This window comes from Pseudomonas nitroreducens (assembly GCF_010994165.1).
Classification (GTDB): Bacteria; Pseudomonadota; Gammaproteobacteria; order Pseudomonadales; family Pseudomonadaceae; genus Pseudomonas; species Pseudomonas nitroreducens.
Window position 1 is genome coordinate 316596 of the sequence record NZ_WMBX01000005.1, and the last position, 22324, is coordinate 338919.

Consider the following 22324-nt stretch of genomic DNA (forward strand, 5'->3'; position numbering starts at 1 on the left):
CTATGCTCCCGTGGCCAGGGCGGCACACCAGGCTTCGCCCCGTGTTCCGTGCGGGTCGAGGCGCAGCATGCGTCCGCCCGCATGCGGAACAATGGTAATGTCCATGTCGGCCTTTGGCAAAATGCCTTTGCCACGCTCCGCCCACTCGATCAGGCACAACGCATCGCCCTCGAAGTAGTCGCGGATGCCGAGGAACTCCAGTTCCTCCGGATCGGCAAGGCGATAGAGATCGAAGTGGAAGGCGCGCAGATCGCCGATTTCGTAGGGCTCGACCAGGGTGAAGGTCGGACTCTTGACCGCTCCACCGTGGCCCAATCCCCGCAGGATGCCGCGCGACAGCGTGGTCTTGCCCGCCCCCAGGTCGCCATGCAGATAGATCACTCCGCGCCCGCCGGTCGCCTCGGCGATCCGCCGACCAAGATCGACCATGGCCTCTTCGCCATCGGCGAACAGATTCAGTTCAGGCATGGGCACAACTCCTCGAGCAGCTGACGAACGGCAGGAATCAGATCGGCGGCGGCCAGGCCGCGACCTTGCGCGCCGAGCGACTCGCCGGCGCGCGCGTGCAGCCAGACCGCCAGGCAAGCGGCATCGAATGCAGGCAACCCCTGCGCCAGCAGCGCACCGAGGATGCCGGAAAGCACGTCACCCAGCCCGGCGCCCGCCATGGCTGGATGACCGTGATCGCACAGCGCGAGCCGGCCATCCGGGGACGCGATCAGGCTGCCGACGCCCTTGAGCACGACCACCGCCTGATAGCGCTGCGCCAGTGCGAGAGCAGCCTTGGGGCGATCCGCCTGAACCTCCGCGGTGGAGATTCCCAGCAGGCGCGCCGCTTCGGCGGGATGGGGAGTGATCACCCAGTCGCCGGACGGGCGGGCCACCCGCTCTTCGGCCAGCAGATTGAGCGCATCGGCGTCCCACACCTGTCGGCGCTCCAGACTCGCTGCGGCGCTGACCAGTACGCGCCCCCAGGCGTCACGACCGACACCAGGGCCGACCACCAGCACATCGGCCCGCTCGGCGAGGCGCAGCAGCTCTGCGGAAGAGGAGACGCCGCGTGCCATCAGTTCGGGGCGACGAGCCAGCGCAGCGGGCACGTGGACTGCGCGGGTCGCCAGGGAAACCAGCCCGGCACCGCAGCGTAGCGCGCTCTCCGCCGCCAGCAGAACGGCGCCGCCCATGCCGGTGTCGCCGCCGATCACCAGCGCATGGCCGAACAGGCCCTTGTGCGCAGCCTTGGGGCGCGCTGCGAGGCAGGGCAGGGAAGCTGCAGCGAGCCGGCGCGCCAGGCTGCTTTCGGGAAGCAGCGCAGGATCGGCATCGAGCCCGTCGAATACCAGCTCGCCGCACTGGTCGGGCCCCTGAGCAGTAAACAGGCCAAGCTTGAGGCCAATGAAGGTCACCGTCAGATCGGCGCTCACCGCGCAGCCCAGCACTTGTCCGGTATCGGCGCTGAGGCCGGAAGGGATGTCCACGGCCAGGACCGGCAGGCCGCTGGCGTTGATCGCCGCGATGGCCGAGGCATAGGGCTCGCGCACCTCGCCGCCGAGGCCGGTGCCCAGCAGCGCATCCACCAGCACACCCCGCAGTTCGGCGCGGTCGCTCCAGGCCTGGACATCCACGCCGACCGCGCGCGCCTCGCCATGGGCCGAGGCGGCATCGCCAGAGAGGCGGGAGGCATCGCCCACTGCGAGCACGCGTACGCGCCAGCCGGCGCGCAGGGCCAGAGCGGCAATCAGGTAGCCGTCGCCGGCATTGTTGCCGTGGCCGGCCAGCACGGTAACCTCGCCGGCATCCGGCCACTGGCGACGCAGGGCGCGCCAGGCGGCATGGGCGGCGCGGCGCATCAGCTCGAAGCCGGGCGTGCTGGCCGCGATCAGGCGCGCATCGAGGTCGCGCACCTGCTGGGCGCTGTACAGATTCAGGGGCAGATCGTCGTGGGCAGTCATCGCTGTTCCGGGCGGCAGAATGTGTCGCCTGAGCGCCTGTTCAAAAGCTCGCGAGCTAGAGCAGAGCAAGGCAAAAACAGACGAGGGAGCGCAGTTTACTGCTGTAAATGAGCATTCCGCGTCTGTTTTTAACGCAGCTCTGCCGACGCGCAGCAGATTTTGAGCGGCTATTGGCGTACGGACGGGCCGACGCCGGCCAGGTCTGGCAGAATTATACGCACCCGGACTTCGGTTTCCCGCCTTCCATGCACGATTCAACGCTCGACTACGCCGACCTCGCCCGCTCCATCAAGGACTGGGGGCGCGAACTCGGCTTCCAGCAGGTCGGCATCAGCGGGCTCGACCTCGAGGAACACGGCACCCACCTGCAGCGCTGGCTGGATGCGGGCTACCACGGCGAGATGGACTACATGGGCGCCCATGGCAGCAAGCGCTGGCGGCCCGACGAACTGGTGCCCGGCACGCTACGGGTCGTATCGCTGCGCATGGACTACCTGCCCGGCGACACGCGCATGGCGCAGGTCCTGGGCGATCCGGAGAGGGCCTATGTCTCGCGCTACGCCCTGGGCCGCGATTACCACAAGCTCATCCGCAAGCGTCTGCAGCAACTGGCCGAACGCATCCAGCAGCAGGCCGGACCGTTCGGCTTCCGCGCCTTCGTCGACAGCGCACCGGTGCTGGAGAAGGCCATCGCCGAGCAATCGGGTCTGGGGTGGATCGGCAAGAACACCCTGGTGCTGAACCGCAAGGCCGGCAGCTACTTCTTCCTCGGCGAGCTGTTCACCGACCTGCCGCTGCCGGTGGATGAGCCGCACGGCACGGAGCACTGCGGGCGCTGCTCGGCCTGCATGGACATCTGCCCCACCGCCGCTTTCGTGGCGCCCTATGTGCTGGATGCACGGCGCTGTATTTCCTACCTGACCATCGAATTGAAGGGCCCGATCCCCGAAGACCTGCGCCCGCTGATCGGCAACCGTGTATTCGGCTGCGATGACTGCCAGATGGTCTGCCCGTGGAACCGTTTCGCCCGCGCCACCGACCAGGGCGACTTCCAACCGCGCCACAGCCTGGACAACGCCGCGCTGGCGGAGCTGTTCCTGTGGACGGAAGAGGAATTCCTCAGCCGCACCGAGGGTTCGCCATTGCGACGAGCGGGCTACGAGCGCTGGCTGCGCAACCTGGCCGTGGGATTGGGCAATGCGCCATCGACCATCCCGGTGATCGAGGCGCTGCGGGCACGACAGGAGTTCCCGTCGGAGCTGGTGCGCGAGCATGTGGCGTGGGCGCTGGGCCGGCACTGCGCCTGAAGGAGACGTGTAGGAGCGAGGGGGACGCATGGTACCCGCTCGCAAACCAAGCCCCGCGACGGAATCAGTTCGCGAGCAAGCTCGCCCCTACAAAGAGCCATCGGCTCAGACTTTGATGAAGTGCTCGCGGTAGTAGCGCAGCTCGGCGATCGACTCGCGGATGTCGTCCAGCGCCAGGTGGGTGTTGCCCTTCTTGAAGCCATCCCGCACCGAAGGCGCCCAGCGCGCTGCCAGTTCCTTGAGGGTGGAAACGTCCAGGTTGCGGTAGTGGAAGTAGCCTTCCAGCTTCGGCATGTGGCGGTAGAGGAAGCGGCGGTCCTGGCAGATGCTGTTGCCGCAGATCGGCGAGCTGCGCTTGGGCACCCACTTTTCCAGGAAGGCGATGGTCATCGCTTCGGCTTCGGCGGCGGAGATGGTGCTTTCACGCACGCGCTGGGTCAGGCCGGATTGGCCGTGCTGACGGGTATTCCACTCGTCCATGCCGGCGAGCAGCTCCTCACTCTGGTGCACGGCGATCACCGGGCCTTCCTCGAGGATGTTCAGGTCGCTGTCGGTGACGATGGTCGCCATCTCGATGATGACGTCCTTGTCCGGGTCCAGCCCGGTCATTTCCAGGTCGATCCAGATCAGGTTCTGCGGGTTCTGCATGATGGGGCTCCTCAGCTCAGCCCCCTAGTTTAGCGGGAAGCGGACGCGCGCATGCTAAACTGCGGCGCGATTTTCCCTGTGGATACCCTATGGCCAAGCGTCACCTCACCCGCCGGCAGAGCTGGCGGATCGAAAAAGTCCAGGAAGAACGCGCTTCGCGCGCGGCGAAGCGTGAGTCACGCGCCCTGGAAGAATTGGAAGGCGGCGACCTCGGCCCGGAGCAGACCGGCCAGGTGATTGCCCACTTCGGGGTGCAGGTGGAAGTCGAGGCCCAGGAAGGCGACCACGCCGGCCAGGTGTTCCGCTGCCACCTGCGCGCCAACCTGCCCCCGCTGGTGACCGGCGACCAGGTGGTGTGGCGCCCCGGCAACCAGGGCATCGGGGTAATCGTCGCGCAATTGCCGCGAACGTCCGAGCTGCGTCGCCCGGACATGCGCGGCGTGCTCAAGCCGGTGGCGGCCAACGTCGATCGCATCGTGATCGTCTTCGCCCCGCGCCCGGAACCCCACGCCAACCTGATCGACCGCTACCTGGTGGCCGCCGAGCACGCCGGCATCAAGCCGCTGCTGTTGCTGAACAAGGCCGACCTGATCGACGAGGAAAACGCACCCTTCCTCGATTCGCTGCTGGGCACCTACCGCGAGCTGGGTTATCCGCTGCTGGAGGTTTCCGCCTTCAACGGCCTGGCGCTGGACGCCCTTCGTGCCGCGCTGAACGAGCACGTCAGCGTGTTCGTCGGACAGTCCGGCGTAGGCAAGTCGTCGCTGGTGAACGCATTGCTGCCCGGCGTCGACACCCGCGTCGGTGATCTCTCGGAAGTCACCGGCAAGGGCACCCACACCACCACCACCGCGCGGCTGTTCCACTTCCCCGCCGGCGGCGACCTGATCGACTCCCCCGGCATCCGCGAATTCGGCCTCGGCCATGTCAGCCGTGACGATGTCGAAGCCGGCTTCATCGAGTTCCACGACCTGCTCGGCCACTGCCGCTTCCGCGACTGCAAGCACGATCGCGAACCGGGCTGTGCGCTGCTCAAGGCGCTGGAAGACGGGCGTGTTTCGCCGCAACGGATGGCCAGCTACCGGCACATCCTCGCGAGCCTGCCGCAAGACGAATATTGATTGGCGGATAACGCCTCAAGCGTTATCCGCCGCACCGATGTTGCACGGACCAGTAGGAGCGAGCACGCCTCAGCAAATCAATGGCATGAAGCGCAACGAAGAAGGCCAGCTGTTCAGCTGGCCTTCTTCGTTTCCTACTGCTGCTTGTTCAACTCGTCGAGTTTCAGCGTACCGCCGTCGTCGAACAGGTTGAGCTTCTGCTTGAGCTGGTCCGGCGGCACAGGGTCGCCCTGGCCGCTCGCTGGCTTGGCCGGTGCGCCATTGGGCGCTGCCGGTGTGGCGGCGCCCGGGGCAGCCGGGACTGCGCCATCGACCGGCTTGTCGCTGCCGCCGTCCTGCCCCTCGATGGCGCGCTGGGCCTTCTTGGTCAGGACGATGATGTCGATCCGACGGTTCACTGGATTCAGCGGCTGGTCGCGGTCGAACAGCGCCGAAGAGGCGTAGCCCACCACGCGGGCGATCTGGTCTTCCGGGTAGCCGCCGGCTTCCAGCGCGCGCCGCGCCGCGTTGGCGCGGTTGGCCGAAAGCTCCCAGTTGCCGAAGTCGCCATTGCCGGCGTAGGGCTTGGCGTCGGTGTGGCCACTGATGCTGATCTTGTTCGGCACCTGCTTGATGGTCTCGGCCAGCGCCAGCAGGATGTCCTCGAAATAGGACTGCAAACGCGCGCTGCCCAGGTCGAACATCGGCCGGTTGTCCGAATCGACAATCTGGATACGCAGGCCGTCCTGGGTGATCTCGAAGAGGATCTGGTCCTTGAAGCGCTTGAGCGTCGGGTTCTCGTCGACCTTGTTCTGCAGTTCCTGCAGCAGCAACTCCAGGCGCTCCTTCTCGACCTTCTCGGCGACGTCCTCGGCCTGCTGCTCGTTGATCTTGGCGTTCTCGTCCGGGTTGATGCGCGTCTCGTCGGCATCCGGCTGGGCCTGGATCTGCGGGTTCAGCGTCTTGTCCGGCGCCGGCGTCGGCGTGCCGCCCAGGTCGATGACGTAGGGGCTGGCACTCTCGGTGAAGCCGATGGGGTCCTGGAAGTAACCGGAGATGGCCTTCTTCTGCTCGGGCGTGGCCGAGGACAGCAGCCAGAGCACGAGGAAGAACGCCATCATGGCGGTGGCAAAGTCGGCGAAGGCGATCTTCCAGCCGCCGCCGTGGTGGCCAGCGGCATAGCGCTTGACGCGTTTGACGATGATCGGCTGATTGTTATCCATGCGTCAGGCGACCCATCAGCGACCGCGAACGGCCTGCTCCAGCTCGCTGAAGCTCGGACGGTGCGCCGGCAGCAGCACCTTGCGGCCAAACTCCACGGCCAGCGAGGGCGGCATGCCGGAAGCCGAAGCCACCAGGCAGGCCTTGATCGCTTCGTAGAGGTTCAGCTCTTCCTTGGCGTCGTGCTCCAGCGCGTTGGACAGCGGGCCGACAAAACCGTACGCGGCGAGGATACCGAGGAAGGTACCCACCAGCGCCGCGGCGACGTGGTGGCCGATCTCCGCCTGGCTGCCCTGGCCGAGCAGCGCCATGGTGATCACGATGCCCAGTACCGCGGCGACGATACCGAAGCCCGGCAGGGCGTCGGCGACGCGGGTCACTGCATGGGCGGGGTGCTCGAGGTCTTCCTTGAGACTGCCCAGTTCCATGTCGAACAGGCCTTCCAACTCGTGGGGCGCCATGTTGCCGGAAGACATGATGCGCAGGTAGTCGCAGATGTAGGCCGTCATGCGGTCGTCCCTGAGCACCGCGGGGTACTTGCTGAAGATCGGGCTGGCAGCCGGGTCCTCGACGTCGGCCTCGATCGCCATCATGCCTTCGCGGCGGCTCTTGTTGAGCACCTCGTAGAGCATGCCCAGCACCTCCAGGTAGAAGGTATGGGTGAAGCGGTTGCCGAACATCTTCGGCGCCTTCTTCAGTACGGTCATGAAGGTGCTGCCAGGGTTGGCCTGGAGGAAGGCGCCCAGCGCGGCGCCGCCGATGATCAGCACTTCGAACGGCTGAATGATGGCCGCGATCTTGCCGCCGGAGAGCATGTAGCCGCCGAGCACGCTACCCAGAATGACGATGATGCCGATGATTTTTGCCATGGGGACCGGACTGAAACTGTTAACAGAATGGAGGCATGATTCCCGCCTCCCTGTTGTTATCGGAGATTTCGGGCAAGACTATAGGCCGAAAACACTAAAAACCAGTTCGGCGCCTCACGCATGTCTAAGCAATTGCTTCATCCAGAGCGTCTCAAGGCCTGGCTAACCCAGCTGGAAGACCTGCCTTTGCCCGTTCCGCTGGAACAGCGCGATGACATTCGCCGGGCGCTGAACGACAGCCGCCGCTCGATCCGCGATATCGCCGAACTGCTGCAGGACGCGCCGACCCTGGCCTTTGCCATCCTGCGCGAAGCCAACCGCGCACAGAGCGCCAGGGACAATCCGGCGGAAAGCCTGGAGGTCGCCCTCAACCGCCTGGGCTTATCCCGCGTCACTCAATTGCTCGACAGCCTGCCCGCGATGCCCGAGGCGCAGATGCCGCGAGCCCTGAGCCAACTGCTGCTGATCAGCCGCCATGCCATGCAGCAGGCCAGCGGCCTGTTCGCCAACCGCCTGGCGCGACTCTGGCAGGAAATCCACTGGGGCAGCCTGTTCACCCTTGCGCCGCTGTGGGCGCTGGCCACCGCGAAACCGGAGCTGATGGAGAGCTGGCAGCGCCAGGTCTACGGCCTGGGCCGCTGCAGCAGCGAAGTCGAAGAGGAGTTGCTCGGCACTCCCCTGCTGCCCTTGTGCCGCGCGCTGGCCGACAGTTGGCGGCTGCCGGACTGGGTCGGCCAGGGCTACGCCCTGCTCAGCGACGACAAGCGCCTGCTGGTGCGCGCCCTGCACGTCGCCCACACCGAACACGAGCCGCTGGGCCAGCAGCAGCGCCTGGACGCCGATCCGGAACTGCAACGCTGGCTGACCCGCCCGGCCAACACCATCCTCCTGGCCAACAGCATCGCCATGGCCGCACACCAGTCCTGGGGTGGCGTGCACATGCTGCGCTGGCAGCGCCTGACCAGCCTCTATCTGCAGATGCCGCTGGAAGAATTGCAGCAGACCGTCCACGGCCTCGCCGCGCAGAGCGCCCGCCACCACGCCCGCCCGCTGCTCTGGCACCCGGCGCAGGCGTTGCTCTGGCCCTGGGATGCGCGCCGCTGGCTCAACGGGCCGAAGGCCGAGGAGCCGGCCAAGGCGCCGGACACCCTCGTCGAATGGCGTCAGCACTGCACCCGCCTGATGCAGACGCCCAGCCCGTTCGGCAACGCCGTGCAACTGCTCGACTGTGCCACGGCTGCCTTGCAGGCCTGCGGGCTGCAACGCGGGATGATCCTGCTGGCCGACAAGGGCGGCAGCTGGTTGCAGGCGCGCCGCCACTTCGGCCTGGACGGCGAGCTCGGCGACTTCAAGCTGGAAGTCGCCGCCAGCCCGGTGCTGCGCAAACTCCTGCAACAACCCGGACAACTGCGCCTGAGCCCGACCAACATGGCCGAGTTCTCGGCGCTGATTCCCGGCTCGCTGAAGGCGCTGCTACCCAGTGAACACCTGCTGCTGCGCTCGCTGGGCAATGGCGCGCGGGTGGTCATGCTGGTCGTCTGCGACCGCCTCGGGCAGCCGCTGGCAGACCTGCACGCGCAGGCCTTCGGCCGCACCGTGCAGTGTATCGAGCACGCGGTGAAGCAGATGGCGCGGGGCTCGTGATCCGGGAAAGGTTTGCTCCCCGCCTTCTGCCCTTTAAACTAACCGCCCTCACGGGGTAGCCCAGGGCACGCGCTCACGTTGCCTCCCCCACCCTTTTCGCCGGGAGTCTCCGCCATGTCCGCCTTCTCCGCCCTGCCCCTGGTGATCGAACCGGCTGACCTCGCCAGCCGTCTCGATGCTCCGGAACTGATCCTGGTCGACCTGACCAGTGCCGCGCGCTACGCCCAGGGCCACATCCCCGGCGCCCGCTTCGTCGCTCCTGCGCGCACCCAGATGGGCGGCACGCCGGCCCCGGGCCTGCTGCCGGCCAAGGCCGACCTGGAAGCGCTGTTCGGCGAATTGGGCCACCACCCCGATGCCGTCTACGTGGTCTACGACGACGAAGGCGGCGGCTGGGCCGGTCGCTTCATCTGGCTACTGGATGTGATCGGCCACGGCAACTACCACTACGTCGACGGCGGCCTGCACGCCTGGCTTGCCGACGGCCTGCCCTTGAGCGAGGACGTTCCGGCGCCGGTCGGCGGCCCGCTGCCGCTGACCCTGCACGACGAGCCGACCGCCACCCGCGAGTACCTGCAGAGCCGCCTGGGCGCAGCCGACCTGGCCGTCTGGGACGCCCGCAATCCCAGCGAGTACAGCGGCCAGAAGGTTCTCGCCGCCAAGGCCGGCCACGTGCCCGGCGCGGTCAATTTCGAATGGACCGCCGGCATGGATCCGGCCCGCGCGCTGCGCATCCGCACCGATATGCCGCAGATCCTCGAGGACCTGGGCATCACCAAGGACAAGGAAGTGATCACCCACTGCCAGACCCACCACCGCTCCGGCTTCACCTACCTGGTGGCCAAGGCCCTCGGCTATCCGCGGGTCAAGGGCTATGCCGGTTCCTGGTCGGAATGGGGCAACCATCCCGACACCCCCGTAGAGGTTTAAGGAATGTCGTTCAAAGATCGTCTGTTCATCCTCAGCCAGTACCTGCTGCCGCATCACCTGCTGTCGCGCCTGATCGGCTGCGCCGCCGAATGCCGCGCGCCCTGGTTCAAGGACCGCCTGATTCCCTGGTTCGCCCGTCGCTACCAGGTGGATATGCGCGAAGCCCAGGTCGAGGACCTGCGCGCCTATGAACACTTCAACGCCTTCTTCACCCGCGCCCTGAAAGAGGGCGCGCGTCCGCTGGACGAAAGCGCAGGCGCGGTGCTCTGCCCCGCCGACGGCGCCATCAGCCAGCTCGGCCCGATCGAGCATGGCCGCGTGTTCCAGGCCAAGGGCCACAGCTACAGCCTGATGGAACTGCTGGGCGGCGACGCCGAGCGCGCCGCGCCCTTCATGGGCGGCGACTTCGCCACCGTCTACCTGTCGCCCAAGGACTACCACCGCGTGCACATGCCGCTGGCCGGCACCCTGCGCGAGATGGTCTACGTGCCGGGCCGCCTGTTCTCGGTAAACCAGCTGACCGCCGAGCAGGTGCCGGAACTCTTCGCCCGCAACGAGCGCGTGGTGTGCATCTTCGACACCGAGCGCGGGCCAATGGCCGTGGTGCTGGTCGGCGCGATGATCGTCGCTTCCATCGAGACCGTCTGGGCCGGCCTGGTCACACCGCCCAAGCGTGAGCTGAAATCGTTCTCCTACGACGAAGCCTCCCGTGCGCCGATCCACCTGGAGAAAGGCGCCGAGCTGGGCCGCTTCAAGCTGGGTTCGACCGCCATCGTGCTGTTCGGTCCCGAGCAGGTGAGCTGGGCGCAAAACCTCGCCGCCACCAGCGCCGTGCGCATGGGCGAGCGCCTGGGTGGCGCACGCCAGGGCTGAAGTCCGCTGTCCATAAGGCGGGCGGCCAACGAGCCGCCCACCACTGCTTTTCGCCTCATCGTGCCAGTTCCCTGCCATGAAACGCTTCCTGCACCTGATGGGCTGGCGTGCCAATGCCACCAGCCATCTTGAAAAGTGGCTCTCCGCAACCGGAGCGCTGTGCGGCATCGCCGCCATCTACGCCGTCACCCACTGGGTGCTACCCAGCGAAGCGGCCATCTGGGTCGTCGCCTCCATGGGCGCCAGCGCCGTGCTGCTGTTCGCTGTACCTCATGGCGTGCTCTCGCAACCCTGGGCTGTTCTGGGTGGCCAGGTTCTCTCGGCCTGCGTCGGGGTGATCTGCCAGAAGCTCCTCCCCGGCCAGGCCTTCACCCCCGCCCTCGCGGTGGGCGCTGCAATCCTGGTCATGCACTACGCCCGCTGCATCCACCCCCCGGGCGGCGCCACGGCACTGGCGGCAGTATCCGGCGGTCCGGCCATCACGGCCCAGGGCTTCCACTACGTGCTCAGCCCGGTGCTGCTCAACGTCGTGCTGATCCTCGCCGTGGCGGTGGCCTTCAACGGCCTGTTCGCCTGGCGCCGCTACCCCGCACCGCTGGCACGCCTGCCAGTCACGCCGAAGCTGCCCGCGGGGCCGGCACCGGAGGACCTGTATCACGCGCTGCGCAAGATGGATTCGTACATCGACGTGCAGTTCGACGACCTGCTGAAGATTCTCCAGCTGGCCCAGGAACACGCCCAGGCGCAGCGCCTGACGCCCGAAGACATCCTGCTCGGCGCCAGCTACAGCAACGCCCTGAGCGGCAACGCCTGGGCCGTGCGCCAGGTGATCGACGACCACCCGGACAAGCGCAGCCGCCAGGATCAGCTGGTCTACAAGGTGGTCGCCGGCGCCGGCAAAGGCAACACTGGCGTCTGCCGCCGTCAGGACCTGCTCGACTGGGCGGCCTACCCGGTGACGGCCCAGGGCGACGGCTGGGTGCGCAGCACGGCGCAGGACTCGGCGAAGGACGCCCTGCAACGTCAGATCAAGGGGCAATCCCCTCGGCCGTGACCTGTCCGCGCACCATCCGGGCGATGGGCTGCGGCGGGCGGCGGATGCTGCTAGAGTTCGGAAAAAGCCGACAGTTATGAACAACTGGTTCGTACAACGAGCCGGGTTGTGGAGAATCGACTCTCACCATGGACAACAGTCCCCAGCAGTTTCTACGTGTCCCCACACCAACGCACGAGAGCCTGAGCTTCTGCAACGCCAATGCGCGCGAGCTGAAAAACTGGCTGGATCACCTGCCCAAGGCCAATCTCGGGGAAACGGCTCGTCAGCTCTACCAGGGGCTGATCGAACTCAACCAGCTCAAACTGCCGGTCGAGACTCGCCTGCAATTACTGGAACTGTTCCGCCCGGAAGTCCACTTCGTCTGCCACAACCTGGAGCGGCACTTCCTCAACCAATCCATCGTCCTGGACGAGCGCCCGCGCAAGGTCGCCAACCTCTGCCAGGCGCTGCAGAACCATCTGGCCATCGGCTACAAGCTGATTGTCGTACGCGAAGCCTCGCGCTTCACCCGCGAACGCGCCCAGGTGATGACCGCGGCCACCCAGCGCGCCATCCGCAGCCTCTGCGGGCCGCTGGTACGAGCGTCCCAGCTGTACTGCCCGGTGCCGGAAAACCTGTGGCTGGAACTCCACCAGCTCTACCAGCTCGCTCGCCGGCACGGCTTGCAGCACACGCCGGTGCGCGATGCGCTGGCCCGCCAGTCCCAGGGGCTGTCCATCGAGCACGCCTATGTGACTGCGCTGATGCTCGGCTCTGCGCGCTGCAACCAGATGCGCCAGAACAACATCGCACGCGTCGCCGAAGTGCTCGAAGGCTGGGCGGCGCAGATCAGAGTGCAGGCCGCCGACGCGCCTTCCACCCTGTTCGTGGTGGTGCCGCAGGTGGACGGCCCGCCGCGCTATCGCACGCTGTTCAAGGAAAGCGATCTCACCGGCGCGCTGGGCATCGACCCGCAGCCGCTGGTGGACCTGATCCGCGAATACCTCCTGCTGCCGGCCGAGGATCGCGCCAAGGCGCGCCTGAAAGTCCCGGACGGCGTCAGCATCGATCTGCTACAGCACCTCGCCGCCGCCTGGGGCGACATCGCCGAACGCACCTTCAACCGTACGCCCGGCCATGGTCATTTGACCCTCTGTATCGGCATGAGCGCCCTGCACTACTTCCTCGCCGGCCGTCGCAGCTTTGCCGACGTCCTGAAGATCCAGGTGCAGGAACAGGTGCCCAGCTTCAAGGCAGAGGTCAACGACGCCTGGTCCGGCGCCTTCGATGCGCAGAAACTCAACGACTGGCAGCCCGGCATGCCGCTGGAGGAAATCGAATACACCGCGCCACGCACCGTCGACGACACGGGCGTTGGCGCCGCACCGGAAAATCCGCGCGACGACTATCCAGTCTTCAACCTGGCCATCGTCAACCACAGCCCCGGTGGCTACTGCCTGACCTGGCCAAAGGAAATTCCCAGCCAGTTGCAGGCCGGCGAACTGCTCGGCATCCAGGACACCCCGGAGCACAGCTGGAGCGTCGCGGTGGTGCGCTGGATCCGCCAGGTCCGCGGCGGCGGCACGCAGATGGGCATTGAGCTGATCGCCCCGCTCGCCCAGCCCTGCGGCCTGCAACTGCTGCGCAAGACCGAACAGGGCAGCCAGTACCTGCGGGCGCTGCTGCTGCCGGAAATCGCCGCCATCTCCCGCCCGGCGACCGTCATTACTCCTCGCCTGCCCTTCCAGGAAGGCAACCGCGTGCAGCTCAACCTGCACGGTGACGAACGACGTGCCACGTTGACCCGCAAGGTCACCGCCACCGCCAGCTTCACCCAGTTCGAATACCAGGCGCAGGATGCTGCCGGCCCGTCGAGCGATAAGCCCATCACAGCACCGAATGCTCGAGGTGCTGGCGGGGAGGAAGACTTTGACTCACTATGGAAGTCTCTGTAGATTCCGGAGAATTCCCATTCGTCGCCAATTTGCTGCCGTCCAGCGCGGTATAAGCAGCCTTCCTCATGGCCAATGAAAAGAAAACCATCCGCCTGCTGATCCTGGAAGACTCGCAGAACGAAGCCGAGCGCCTGGTCAGCCTGTTTCGCAATGCCGGTCGCGCGACCCGCGTCCACCGCATCACCTCCAGCGAAGATCTGACGGACATCCTGCCCCAGGGCTGGGACCTGCTGATCGCCGCCCCCGAGGCCGAGGCGCTGGACCCGAGCGAAGCGCTGGGCAGCATTCGCCGCCAGGCCAAGGACATTCCCTTTATCCAGTTGGTCAGCGGCAACGACTCCGACGCCGTCACCGAGGCCCTGGCCCTCGGCGCGCAGGATGCCCTGCCGCAAGGCGAGGACGAGCGGCTGATCCTGGTCGCCAACCGCGAGCTGGCCAACCTCGAGGAGCGCCGCGCCCGCCGCTCCGCCGAAGTCGCGCTGCGTGAAGCAGAGAAACGTTGCCAGTTGCTGCTGGACAGCTCGGTGGACGCCATCACCTACGTCCACGACGGCATGCACATCTACGCCAACCGGGCCTACGTCGGCCTGTTCGGCTACGAGGATGCCGAGGAGCTGGAAGGCATGCCGATGATCGACCTGATCGCCGGCTGCGACCAGGCCAACTTCAAGGACTTCCTCAAGGGTTACCATCTCACCAAGGAAAGCACCGAGGACAACGCCGACCTGGCCTGCAGCGGCATCCGCAGCGATGGCCAGGCCTTCGCCGCGCGCATGACCTTCTCGCCGGCCACCTATGACGGCGAACCCTGCATCCAGGTGGTGATACGCGCCGAATCGGACAACGCCCAACTCGAGGAAAAACTGCGCGAAGTCAGCAGTCAGGACCTGGTCACCGGCCTGTTCAACCGCGCCCACTTCCTCGACCTGATGGACAGCGCCGTGGAGCGTGCGGTAACCGCCGGCCAGCCGGCGACCTTCGCCTACATGCTGCTGGATCGCGCCCAGACCCTCCAGCTCGACCTCGGCGTTGCCAGCATCGACCTGCTGCTGGCGGACCTGGGCAACCTGCTGCGCGGGCAGTTCCCGGAGCAGGCGCAACTGGCCCGCCTGGGCGACGATGTGTTCGCCGTGCTGCTGCAGGGCGAAACCCCGGAACAATCGGCGCCGCGCTTCAACGCGCTGCTGAAGAAGGTCGAAGGCCATCTGTTCGACATCCATGGCCGCACCGCACAGGTCACCCTGTCCATCGGCACCGCCGGGCTGGACGAGAAGACCACCCGCGCCCAGGAAGTCATCGAGCGCGCCCACCGTGGCGCCGACGACGTCGCACAGAAGGACGGCAACGGCCTGAAGATCTACAACCCGGCCGATGAACTCGCCGCTGCCGCCTACCGTGGCGACATCGTCGCGATCATCCGCCAGGCGCTGGAGCAGAACAGCTTCCGCCTGCTGTTCCAGCCGATCATCAGCCTGCGTGGAGATACCCACGAGCACTACGAAGTACTGCTGCGCCTGCTCAACCCGCAGGGCGAGGAAGTACCGCCGGCAGATTTCCTCAACGCCGCCAAGGCCAGCGGCCTGGCCGAGAAGATCGACCGCTGGGTGCTGCTCAACTCCATCAAGCTGCTCTCCGAACACCGCGCCAAGGGTCACGAGACCAAGCTCTTCGTGCACCTCTCCGGCCCCAGCCTGCAGGACCCCGAACTGCTGCCGTGGCTGAGCGTGGCGCTGAAGGCCTCGCGCCTGCCGGCCGATGCGCTGATCGTCCAGATCAGCGAACCGGACGCCATCGCCTACCTGCGCCAGGCCAAGGTGCTCAGCCAGGGCCTGGCGGAACTGCATTGCCAGATCGCGCTGTGCCAGTTCGGTTGCGCACTCAACCCGTTCAACACGCTCAAGCACATGAACGTCGACTTCGTGAAGGTCGACGGCTCCTATGTGCAGGACCTGAACACGGCGGAGAACCAGGAAAACCTCAAGACCCTGATGGCCAGCCTGCACGCCCAGGCCAAGCTGACCATCGTCCCCATGGTGGAAAGCGCCACCGCCCTGGCCACCCTGTGGCAGGCCGGCGCCAACTACATCCAGGGCCGCTACCTGCAGGGCCCGAGCCAGGCGATGGACTACGACTTCGCCTCGGACGAGTAACCCGGAGCGGAACCTACAAAAAGCAGCCGGAAGCCCATAAAAAAGCCGCCCATCGAGGCGGCTTTTTCATGCTGCGGCAAATCAGAGTCCGTCCACACCTTCGCGATCACGGAAGCCGAGCAGGTAGAGGATGCCGTCCAGCCCCAGGGTGGAGATCGCCTGCTTGGCCGACTGCTTGACCAGTGGCTTGGCGCGGAAGGCCACGCCCAGGCCGGCCAGGCCGAGCATCGGCAGGTCGTTGGCACCATCGCCCACGGCAATCGTCTGTTCCAGCTGCAGGCCTTCCTTCGCCGCCAGTTCGCGCAGCAGGTCGGCCTTGCGCTGGGCGTCAACGATGGGCTCGATGGCCACGCCGGTCAGCTTGCCGTCGACGATCTGCAATTCGTTGGCGAACACATAGTCGATGCCCAGCTTGGCCTGCAGCTGCTTGGCGAAATAACTGAAGCCGCCGGAGAGGATGGCCGTCTTGTAGCCCAGGCGCTTGAGCTCGGCGAACAGGGTTTCGGCACCTTCGGTCAGGCGCAGCGAAGCGCCGATCTCTTCCAGCACATCCTCGGAGAGCCCCTGCAGCAACGCCAGGCGCTCCTTGAAGCTGGCGCGGAAGTCCAGCTCGCCGCGCATGGCGCGCTCGGTGATTTCGGAAACCTGCTCGCCCACGCCGGCCGCCTTGGCCAGCTCGTCGATGACCTCGGCCTCGATCAGCGTCGAGTCCATGTCGAACACCGCCAGGCGACGGTTGCGGCGGAACACCGAGTCCTGCTGGAAGGCGATGTCGACGTTCAGCTCCTGGGCCACGCTGAGGAACTCGGCGCGCAGGGCTGCCGGATCCGCGGGCTCGCCGCGCACGGAGAACTCGATGCAGCCCTTGCCCTGGTCCGCCGGCATGTCCAGCGGCATACGTCCGGACAGGCGATCGATCTGGTCGATGTTCAGGCCGTACTTGGCAGTGATCGAGCTGACCCGCTGCAACTGCTCGGCGGTCACCCGGCGAGTCAGCAGGGTGACAATGTGGCGCGGCTTGCCCTGGCCACCGACCCACTGCCGGTAATCGTCCTCGGAGACCGGTGTGAAGCGCACCTGCTGGTCCAGCTCGTAGGCCGTGAACAGCACATCCTTGAGCACTGACGAAGCGCGCTCGTTGTCCGGGATTTCCACGAGGATGCCGAAGGACAGCGTGTCGTGAATCACCGCCTGGCCGATATCGAGGATGTTCACGCCACCCTGCGCCAGGACGCCGGTGATGGCTGCGGTGAGGCCGGGGCGGTCTTCCCCGGTGATGTTGATCAGGACGATCTCGCGCAAGGCGCTGTCTCCGCCATGGAAAAAAGGCAGACATTCTACCTGCTTTCACCGTCCGCGGATGCTCCGCTCGCCCGTTCGGGGCCGGCGCCGTCGATCGGATTAACGGCGAGTTTCCCGGGTCATTCCGGCCCGGTTCGAGTTGACGGGCCCTGCGGCGCTTTGCCCCCCGGTAGGGCCTCGTTATACTGCCCCGCATCTGCCCTAGAGAAGACCGAGCCCGCTGTGACCCGGCCCACCTCCGTCAAGCCCGACAATTTCTTCCTGCTGCTCTTCCACGCCCTGCGCCAGCGCCGCGTGCCGATCGCCCTGCGCATCGCCATCCACAGCCTGCTGCTGGTGGCCGCTGCCCTGGTGATCTACGCCTGGGTGATGGGCATGCAGTTCAAGCAGGCCATGCAGCAGCAGGCCGACGCCCTCGGCCAGAGCCTGACCACGCAGACCGCGCAGTCGGCCACCGAGTTGCTGGTGTCCAACGACATCCTCAGCCTCAACGTGCTGCTCAACAACCTGACCAAGAACCCGCTGGTGGCCCACGCCGCCATCTACAGCGTGGACAACCGCATCCTCGCCGAGTCCGGCACGCGGCCCAAGCAGGGCCTGCTGGGCGATGCCGAGGGCCTGTACTCCACGCCGATCACCTTCCAGGAAGTGATCGCCGGCCACCTGCGCATCAGCCTCGACATGCACCAGTTCGAGCAACCGATGACCGTCAGCCTGCAGAGCATGGGGCTGATCAGCCTGATCCTGCTGCTGCTCACCCTGACCTTCGGCCTGCGTCTGGGGCGGCAGATTTCCACACCGTTGTTACAGCTTCGTGTCTGGCTGCGCGACCCGGACGACCCCGCTCCAGGCGCCGGCCTGCAGAACGAGATCGGCGACCTTGCCCGCCAGTTGCAGGCGCGCCTAGTGCCCGAGAAACCGCCAGCTCCCGAACCGCTGGCCAGCGCTCCCGCGCCGCGCCCGAAAGCGCCTGCCAAGGTCGGCAAGCCCGCGGCCAAAGAGCCGTCGCTGGAAGCAACGGGCCCCGCAGACGAACACGAGTTCGACGAAAACATTTTCTCCGACGACGAGCTGCTCGCCCCCGCCGCGCGCCGCAAGGCCGATGCTGACGACGACTTCCCCGAGGAAGAGTTCGAGACCGTGGCGGAAGAGGAAGCCGAGGACGAAATCGGCGTCGAGGAAGAAGAGCCTGAAGCCGAGCCGGAGCCGATTTCCGCCGGCACCAGCGCTGTGCTGGCCGTGCAACTGGGCGCCCAGGAACAGCTGCGCCGCCTGCCGCGTGCACGCCTGGTGGACCTGCTGGAACGCTACCGCGACTGCCTGGAGCAAGCCGCGCGCCTGTACAAGGGTACGCTCTACACCCTCAGCGACGGCGGCAGCCTGATCCTTTTCCACAGCCGCGACCAGGACGAGGAATTCCTCACCAACGCACTGTGCTGCGGCGAGCTGATGCGCGCCCTGGGCCATGCCCTGCAGATCGAGGTGGCCGACAGCGGCATCACCCTGCAGCTGCAACTGGGCCTGGTGCTGGGCGAAGACGTCGCCGACCTCGAACAGGCCGACCTGCTGCAGGATTCCTCTGCCCAGGACGCCCTGGCCCTCAGCCAGCACAGCCGCAACCTGCTGCTGGTGGAAAAATCCATCGGCGACGACGAGAAGGTCCGCGAGCGGGCACGCATCCGCCCCATCGCCAGCCCGGAAAACGCCTGCTGCGTGGAATGGCTGAAAGAGCCCTACCCATCCATGCTGGAACGCCAGCTCTCGCGCATGCGCGCCCTGCGCACCAGCTGACCCCCAATAGAAAGAGAGGGGGCCGCCCGGCCCCACGTGGAACGGATTCCATGACCACCCTGATCACCCATCCCTTGCCTGTGCTGGCCTTGGGTCTCGCGCTCGGCTCGCGCGCCATCGGGCCGCGCCTGCTGCTGGCCGGCATGCTCGCCGCGTGCCTACCCGACCTCGATGTGCTGGCCTTCAAGCTGGGCATTGCCTACCACGACGCCTTCGGTCATCGAGGCTTCAGCCATTCCCTGCTGTTCGCGGCGTGCCTGGGTGTGCTTGGGGCGCTGTGCTGCCGCCTGCTGGGCAGCGGCCCGCTGAAAGCCGGCCTGTGGATCGGCCTGGCAACCGCCTCCCATAGCGTGCTGGATGCGATGACCGACGGAGGACTGGGCGTCGCCTGGTTCTGGCCGTGGAGCGAGCAGCGCTACTTCCTGCCCCTGCACCCGATCGAGGTCTCGCCCATCGGCCTGTCGCGCTTCCTCAGCCCGCGCGGCCTGGAAGTACTGCTCTCCGAGGCGCGCTGGGTCTGGCTGCCTTGCCTGGGCATGGCGCTGGCCGGCATTGGAGTACGCCGCCTGCTGCGCGGGGACGCCTGACTCAGCGTTTGCCGAGCTGCGCCTGGAGCTGGTCCAGCAGCGAGGCCTGCTCACCCTGCAACGGCAACTGCGCACTGTAGCCCTGGAAACTGCTGAACCGTGCCTGGTAATCGAGTTCCAGCTGAAAGCGGTTGTCCCAGCCGGGCGAATCTTCCGGCATCAGCTGGTCGCAATCGTGCAGCGCCTGCAACGTATCGCAGGGCTTGTAGGCCTGCGGATAGACCTGGCGCTTCCAGAGTACCCACGGCGACAGCGTCAACGCCGCGAGACGATTGCGCCGCAAGTCCAGCTCCAGCAACTGCAGCAGCCCGTTGCCGCCGAGGTACTGGTGCTGGTAGTCGACCATCACCATATCGACGCTGTGCCCCCGGTCGTTGAGCAGTCGGGTGTGCACAGCGCCATCGGTGTGCGCGTTCAGAGTGAGGAACACCTGGTCGTTGCGACGGATCAGCCGATCCCAGAGCAGCACGCCACTGGCATTGTCCTCGCGGGACAGCTCCGCCACGCCCTTGTCGGTGCGCCGCAGGATGCTGTGGGACGCGAGAATCACCGGCACATGGGGATGCTCGTCGATGACGCTCTGCGCCCACACCAGGGTGGCTTCAGAAGGGTTCCAGTCCAGCGCCAGCAGCAGGAACGACTGCCCATAGCGCTGGAACAGATGCACCTGGCTCAGCCCCCTGGGATCGCTGCCGACATAGGTACTCTGCCAGGCCGCGCGCTGAGGTCCGAAGTGGTCAGCGAAGCGGTCAAGGAACGATCGGCGGTCATCGCTACTGGCCTCCTCATGCACGTCGCGTTCGCCCGTGGCGATGCTGTAGGGCACGCCGCGCTCCTCCAGCGTACGCATGGCACCGCTGGCGGTCTGCCATTGGGTGGCGACGCCGGCGTTCTCCACCACATCCCCCAGGTGCACCACCAGCGGCACCTGGAGAACCTCGGCGTGCTTGGCCAGCCAGAACGTCTGGGCGAAGAACGCCAGCGCCGGCTGGTACGGCAAGCCGGGAAAGCGCTGCTCGCTGCGGAACAGGTGGCGCTGGCGGTGGTTGTTCTCCGCGTAGAACTGGGTGTCGGGCAGCAGCGGCAGCACGAAGCTGCCACCGCCGGAGACGATTTCCAGGGGCGGTAGCGGATGCTGGCGGAAGAATGCCTGGTCCCGCTCGACCACATCCTGGGTATCGGAATCGTCGCAGCCGACCAGCAGCAGACAGCAGGCAAGAAGGGATGTCAGTACTTTCATCACGGATTGGAGCCCACTCCGGGGAGGCGCAGCAGGCGATAGGTGTCATTGTCGAAGCGGCCCTCGAACAACTGCTCCGGGGCCGTGGGCAGGGAGGCGGCGATACGCTCGGCATCGCGCGCCTGGATCATCAGGTACAGCGGGCCGCGCTGGGCAGCCAACTGCTCCGGACGGTCGAGGAACAGCGGCTGCAGGTCACGGTCGAGATTGACCATCAGCTTGATCGCCCGCGCGTCCGGAGCCATGCCATAGAGCGCCAGGGGCGCAGGCTGCGCATCGAGCTGCAGGACCAGCTCGCGGGAGAACGCCTGGCTGTCGTACAGGCGATGCTCCACCGGCTCGAAGAGCAGAATGTAGCTTGCCCACAGTGCCAGCGCCGCCCCCAGGGCCAGTGCCGCCGGCCGCCGCCAGCGCAGTGCGCCCAGCACCAGCAGCGCAGCGAGAACCACGATACTGGCTGGCAGGCGCCAGCCCAGTGCGGCAAGCTCCTGCGGGTAGCGCTTCCAGGCCAGCCACAACCCGGCCAGCAGCAAGGCCGGCAAGGCGAGCCAAAGCACGCGCAGTACGCCACGCAGCACCTGCGCCAGACGGCTGCCGGCGACCATGAAGGGATACCCGGCGACAATGGCCGCCAACGGAGCCAGGGCAACGATGTAGCGGGCCTTCTTGGCCTGCGGTACCGACAGGCCGACCATGACGACCAGCGCCGCCAGGGCACAACCCGCCACCAGGCGGAACGCCGGCTCGCGGCGCCGTTGCCAGAGCAGCGCCAGCGCCGGCAGCGCCAGCGGGAAGGCCAGGGCGTAGTTGCCCAGCGAACTGCGGAAGTAATACAGGGCATCGCTGGAGCCGGCGGAGCCGTCCAGACGGCCGATCACCTGCATCCGCAGGACATCCTGGACAAACTCCTCTCCGCCGGTGGAGCGCGCCAGGGCAATCAGCGCGAGCACGCAGAGCATCAGCAGCACCAGCGCGCTTGCCGAGAAGGCAACCAGAGCCTTCCAGCGCCGGTCCAGCAGCAACTGGCTGCACACCATGCCGGCCGGCACCACCAGCCCCAGCGGGCCACGCAGGGCAAAACCGATGAACAGCAGTGGCAGCAGGCGCAGCAGCAGGCCCGGCACACCATGGCGCTCGGCCTGAAACGCCCGGTAGAAGGCCAGCAGCCCTACGGCAGCGACCATCAGGTCGAGGGACACGGCCCGGGTCTCGCTGACGAAGGTGGCCGTTAGCAGCAGCAGCGCCAGGCTGACCAGCGCCCAGGAGCGCGAGAACGGAGCCACCAGGCGATACACCATGCCGCCGCAGACGGCCGCCGCTACCGCGGTGGGCAGCCAGGCGGTGAGCTCGGTGACCCGCCCCAGCGGTAGCGAGAGCAGGTAGGTCAGGAGGGTGGAGGTAGCCGGATAGTCCGGGTAGGGTGCGCCGTAGGTGGTCGGGAACCAGCTGGGCCCATGGCGCAGCATTTCGCGGGCGAACAGCACGAAGCGCGAGTCGAAGCCAACGAAGGCGTCACCGTGCACACCGAGCAGGAACAGCACCAGAGTCGCCAGCATGACGCAAAGCGTCTGACGACTCAGGGCGGAATCTGCCTGAATACCGGACGTAGGAGGGAATGACGACACGCTTGAGTCTCTCGCAGGCTCCGCGCGGAAACGTCCGGGCGCCAATAGCCTGCACAAGCGCCCGTAGATACCACAGGGGCCGTCAAGAAGATGT

Annotated in this window: 18 protein-coding genes; 10 read left to right on the forward strand and 8 right to left on the reverse strand. The window is 66.7% G+C overall.

The genetic code is table 11. From position 1 onward, the window contains the following. Positions 1-468 (reverse strand): tRNA (adenosine(37)-N6)-threonylcarbamoyltransferase complex ATPase subunit type 1 TsaE, encoded by a 468-nt coding sequence (gene tsaE / locus GJV37_RS23100; RefSeq protein WP_037012078.1) that lies wholly within the window; start codon positions 466-468, stop codon positions 1-3. Further along, a complete protein-coding gene (locus GJV37_RS23105; protein WP_170858878.1) occupies positions 456-1952 on the reverse strand; it encodes an NAD(P)H-hydrate dehydratase in 1497 nt (498 codons plus the stop codon). The genes tsaE and GJV37_RS23105 overlap by 13 nt, the downstream gene beginning before the upstream one ends. Positions 1953-2197: 245 nt before the next feature. Here GJV37_RS23105 and queG point away from each other — a divergent pair, with 245 nt between their 5' ends. Continuing rightward, positions 2198-3259, forward strand: coding sequence for a tRNA epoxyqueuosine(34) reductase QueG (gene queG, locus GJV37_RS23110; RefSeq protein ID WP_170858877.1), 1062 nt, complete (start codon positions 2198-2200; stop codon positions 3257-3259). 105 nt (positions 3260-3364) lie between these two features. On the opposite strand, the gene orn is transcribed toward queG, so the two are convergent. Further along, positions 3365-3907: an oligoribonuclease gene (orn, locus tag GJV37_RS23115; RefSeq protein ID WP_024764319.1), complete on the reverse strand. Its 543-nt coding sequence runs from the start codon at positions 3905-3907 to the stop codon at positions 3365-3367. Between the two features lie 89 nt (positions 3908-3996). Between orn and rsgA the strand changes: the two genes are divergently transcribed. Next, positions 3997-5028 carry a small ribosomal subunit biogenesis GTPase RsgA gene (gene rsgA, locus GJV37_RS23120; RefSeq protein WP_065085567.1) on the forward strand — a complete coding sequence of 344 codons (1032 nt, stop codon included), beginning with the start codon at positions 3997-3999 and terminating at the stop codon, positions 5026-5028. Between the two features lie 134 nt (positions 5029-5162). On the opposite strand, the gene motB is transcribed toward rsgA, so the two are convergent. Then, positions 5163-6230: a flagellar motor protein MotB gene (gene motB, locus GJV37_RS23125; RefSeq protein ID WP_024764318.1), complete on the reverse strand. Its 1068-nt coding sequence runs from the start codon at positions 6228-6230 to the stop codon at positions 5163-5165. 15 nt (positions 6231-6245) lie between these two features. Next, complete coding sequence (motA, locus tag GJV37_RS23130; protein WP_024764317.1) at positions 6246-7097, reverse strand: flagellar motor stator protein MotA; 852 nt, start codon at positions 7095-7097, stop codon at positions 6246-6248. A gap of 120 nt (positions 7098-7217) precedes the next feature. Between motA and GJV37_RS23135 the strand changes: the two genes are divergently transcribed. The 6 genes from GJV37_RS23135 to GJV37_RS23160 all read left to right on the forward strand — a co-directional run bounded on the left by GJV37_RS23135 (position 7218) and on the right by GJV37_RS23160 (position 15685). Further along, complete coding sequence (locus tag GJV37_RS23135) at positions 7218-8741, forward strand: HDOD domain-containing protein (RefSeq protein ID WP_170858876.1); 1524 nt, start codon at positions 7218-7220, stop codon at positions 8739-8741. 114 nt (positions 8742-8855) lie between these two features. After that, on the forward strand, positions 8856-9671 hold the full coding sequence (gene rhdA / locus GJV37_RS23140; protein WP_024764315.1) for a thiosulfate sulfurtransferase: 816 nt from the start codon (positions 8856-8858) through the stop codon (positions 9669-9671). 3 nt (positions 9672-9674) lie between these two features. After that, entirely contained in the window at positions 9675-10544 is an 870-nt protein-coding gene (gene asd, locus GJV37_RS23145; RefSeq protein ID WP_024764314.1) for an archaetidylserine decarboxylase, read from the forward strand. A gap of 76 nt (positions 10545-10620) precedes the next feature. Further along, the gene (locus tag GJV37_RS23150) at positions 10621-11598 is read left to right on the forward strand and encodes an HPP family protein (protein WP_170858875.1); all 978 of its coding nucleotides are present in this window, start codon (positions 10621-10623) and stop codon (positions 11596-11598) included. A gap of 128 nt (positions 11599-11726) precedes the next feature. Continuing rightward, on the forward strand, positions 11727-13535 hold the full coding sequence (locus GJV37_RS23155) for a molecular chaperone (RefSeq protein ID WP_170858874.1): 1809 nt from the start codon (positions 11727-11729) through the stop codon (positions 13533-13535). A 65-nt stretch (positions 13536-13600) separates the two neighbouring features. Continuing rightward, positions 13601-15685, forward strand: a complete 2085-nt coding sequence (locus tag GJV37_RS23160) for an EAL domain-containing response regulator (RefSeq protein WP_084358628.1) — start codon at positions 13601-13603, stop codon at positions 15683-15685. An 81-nt stretch (positions 15686-15766) separates the two neighbouring features. On the opposite strand, the gene serB is transcribed toward GJV37_RS23160, so the two are convergent. After that, the gene (gene serB / locus GJV37_RS23165; protein ID WP_024764311.1) at positions 15767-16987 is read right to left on the reverse strand and encodes a phosphoserine phosphatase SerB; all 1221 of its coding nucleotides are present in this window, start codon (positions 16985-16987) and stop codon (positions 15767-15769) included. A gap of 222 nt (positions 16988-17209) precedes the next feature. Here serB and GJV37_RS23170 point away from each other — a divergent pair, with 222 nt between their 5' ends. Together GJV37_RS23170 and GJV37_RS23175 are read left to right on the forward strand one after the other, a co-directional pair. Next, the gene (locus GJV37_RS23170) at positions 17210-18778 is read left to right on the forward strand and encodes an AhpA/YtjB family protein (RefSeq protein WP_193452971.1); all 1569 of its coding nucleotides are present in this window, start codon (positions 17210-17212) and stop codon (positions 18776-18778) included. A gap of 50 nt (positions 18779-18828) precedes the next feature. Continuing rightward, positions 18829-19365: a metal-dependent hydrolase gene (locus tag GJV37_RS23175; protein ID WP_170858872.1), complete on the forward strand. Its 537-nt coding sequence runs from the start codon at positions 18829-18831 to the stop codon at positions 19363-19365. A gap of 1 nt (position 19366) precedes the next feature. Here the strand turns inward: GJV37_RS23175 and GJV37_RS23180 are convergent, their stop codons facing one another. After that, complete coding sequence (locus GJV37_RS23180) at positions 19367-20605, reverse strand: metallophosphoesterase family protein (RefSeq protein ID WP_024764308.1); 1239 nt, start codon at positions 20603-20605, stop codon at positions 19367-19369. Further along, complete coding sequence (locus GJV37_RS23185; RefSeq protein ID WP_193452972.1) at positions 20605-22161, reverse strand: ArnT family glycosyltransferase; 1557 nt, start codon at positions 22159-22161, stop codon at positions 20605-20607. The genes GJV37_RS23180 and GJV37_RS23185 overlap by 1 nt, the downstream gene beginning before the upstream one ends. Between the last annotated feature and the right edge of the window lie 163 nt (positions 22162-22324).

Coding starts and splice junctions, on each gene's coding strand:
- tsaE (WP_037012078.1), bottom strand. CDS start 468: ATGCCTGAACTGAATCTGTTCGCCGATGGCGAAGAGGCCATGGTCGAT.
- GJV37_RS23105 (WP_170858878.1), bottom strand. CDS start 1,952: ATGACTGCCCACGACGATCTGCCCCTGAATCTGTACAGCGCCCAGCAG.
- queG (WP_170858877.1), top strand. CDS start 2,198: ATGCACGATTCAACGCTCGACTACGCCGACCTCGCCCGCTCCATCAAG.
- orn (WP_024764319.1), bottom strand. CDS start 3,907: ATGCAGAACCCGCAGAACCTGATCTGGATCGACCTGGAAATGACCGGG.
- rsgA (WP_065085567.1), top strand. CDS start 3,997: ATGGCCAAGCGTCACCTCACCCGCCGGCAGAGCTGGCGGATCGAAAAA.
- motB (WP_024764318.1), bottom strand. CDS start 6,230: ATGGATAACAATCAGCCGATCATCGTCAAACGCGTCAAGCGCTATGCC.
- motA (WP_024764317.1), bottom strand. CDS start 7,097: ATGGCAAAAATCATCGGCATCATCGTCATTCTGGGTAGCGTGCTCGGC.
- GJV37_RS23135 (WP_170858876.1), top strand. CDS start 7,218: ATGTCTAAGCAATTGCTTCATCCAGAGCGTCTCAAGGCCTGGCTAACC.
- rhdA (WP_024764315.1), top strand. CDS start 8,856: ATGTCCGCCTTCTCCGCCCTGCCCCTGGTGATCGAACCGGCTGACCTC.
- asd (WP_024764314.1), top strand. CDS start 9,675: ATGTCGTTCAAAGATCGTCTGTTCATCCTCAGCCAGTACCTGCTGCCG.
- GJV37_RS23150 (WP_170858875.1), top strand. CDS start 10,621: ATGAAACGCTTCCTGCACCTGATGGGCTGGCGTGCCAATGCCACCAGC.
- GJV37_RS23155 (WP_170858874.1), top strand. CDS start 11,727: ATGGACAACAGTCCCCAGCAGTTTCTACGTGTCCCCACACCAACGCAC.
- GJV37_RS23160 (WP_084358628.1), top strand. CDS start 13,601: ATGGCCAATGAAAAGAAAACCATCCGCCTGCTGATCCTGGAAGACTCG.
- GJV37_RS23175 (WP_170858872.1), top strand. CDS start 18,829: ATGACCACCCTGATCACCCATCCCTTGCCTGTGCTGGCCTTGGGTCTC.
- GJV37_RS23180 (WP_024764308.1), bottom strand. CDS start 20,605: ATGAAAGTACTGACATCCCTTCTTGCCTGCTGTCTGCTGCTGGTCGGC.
- GJV37_RS23185 (WP_193452972.1), bottom strand. CDS start 22,161: ATGCTGGCGACTCTGGTGCTGTTCCTGCTCGGTGTGCACGGTGACGCC.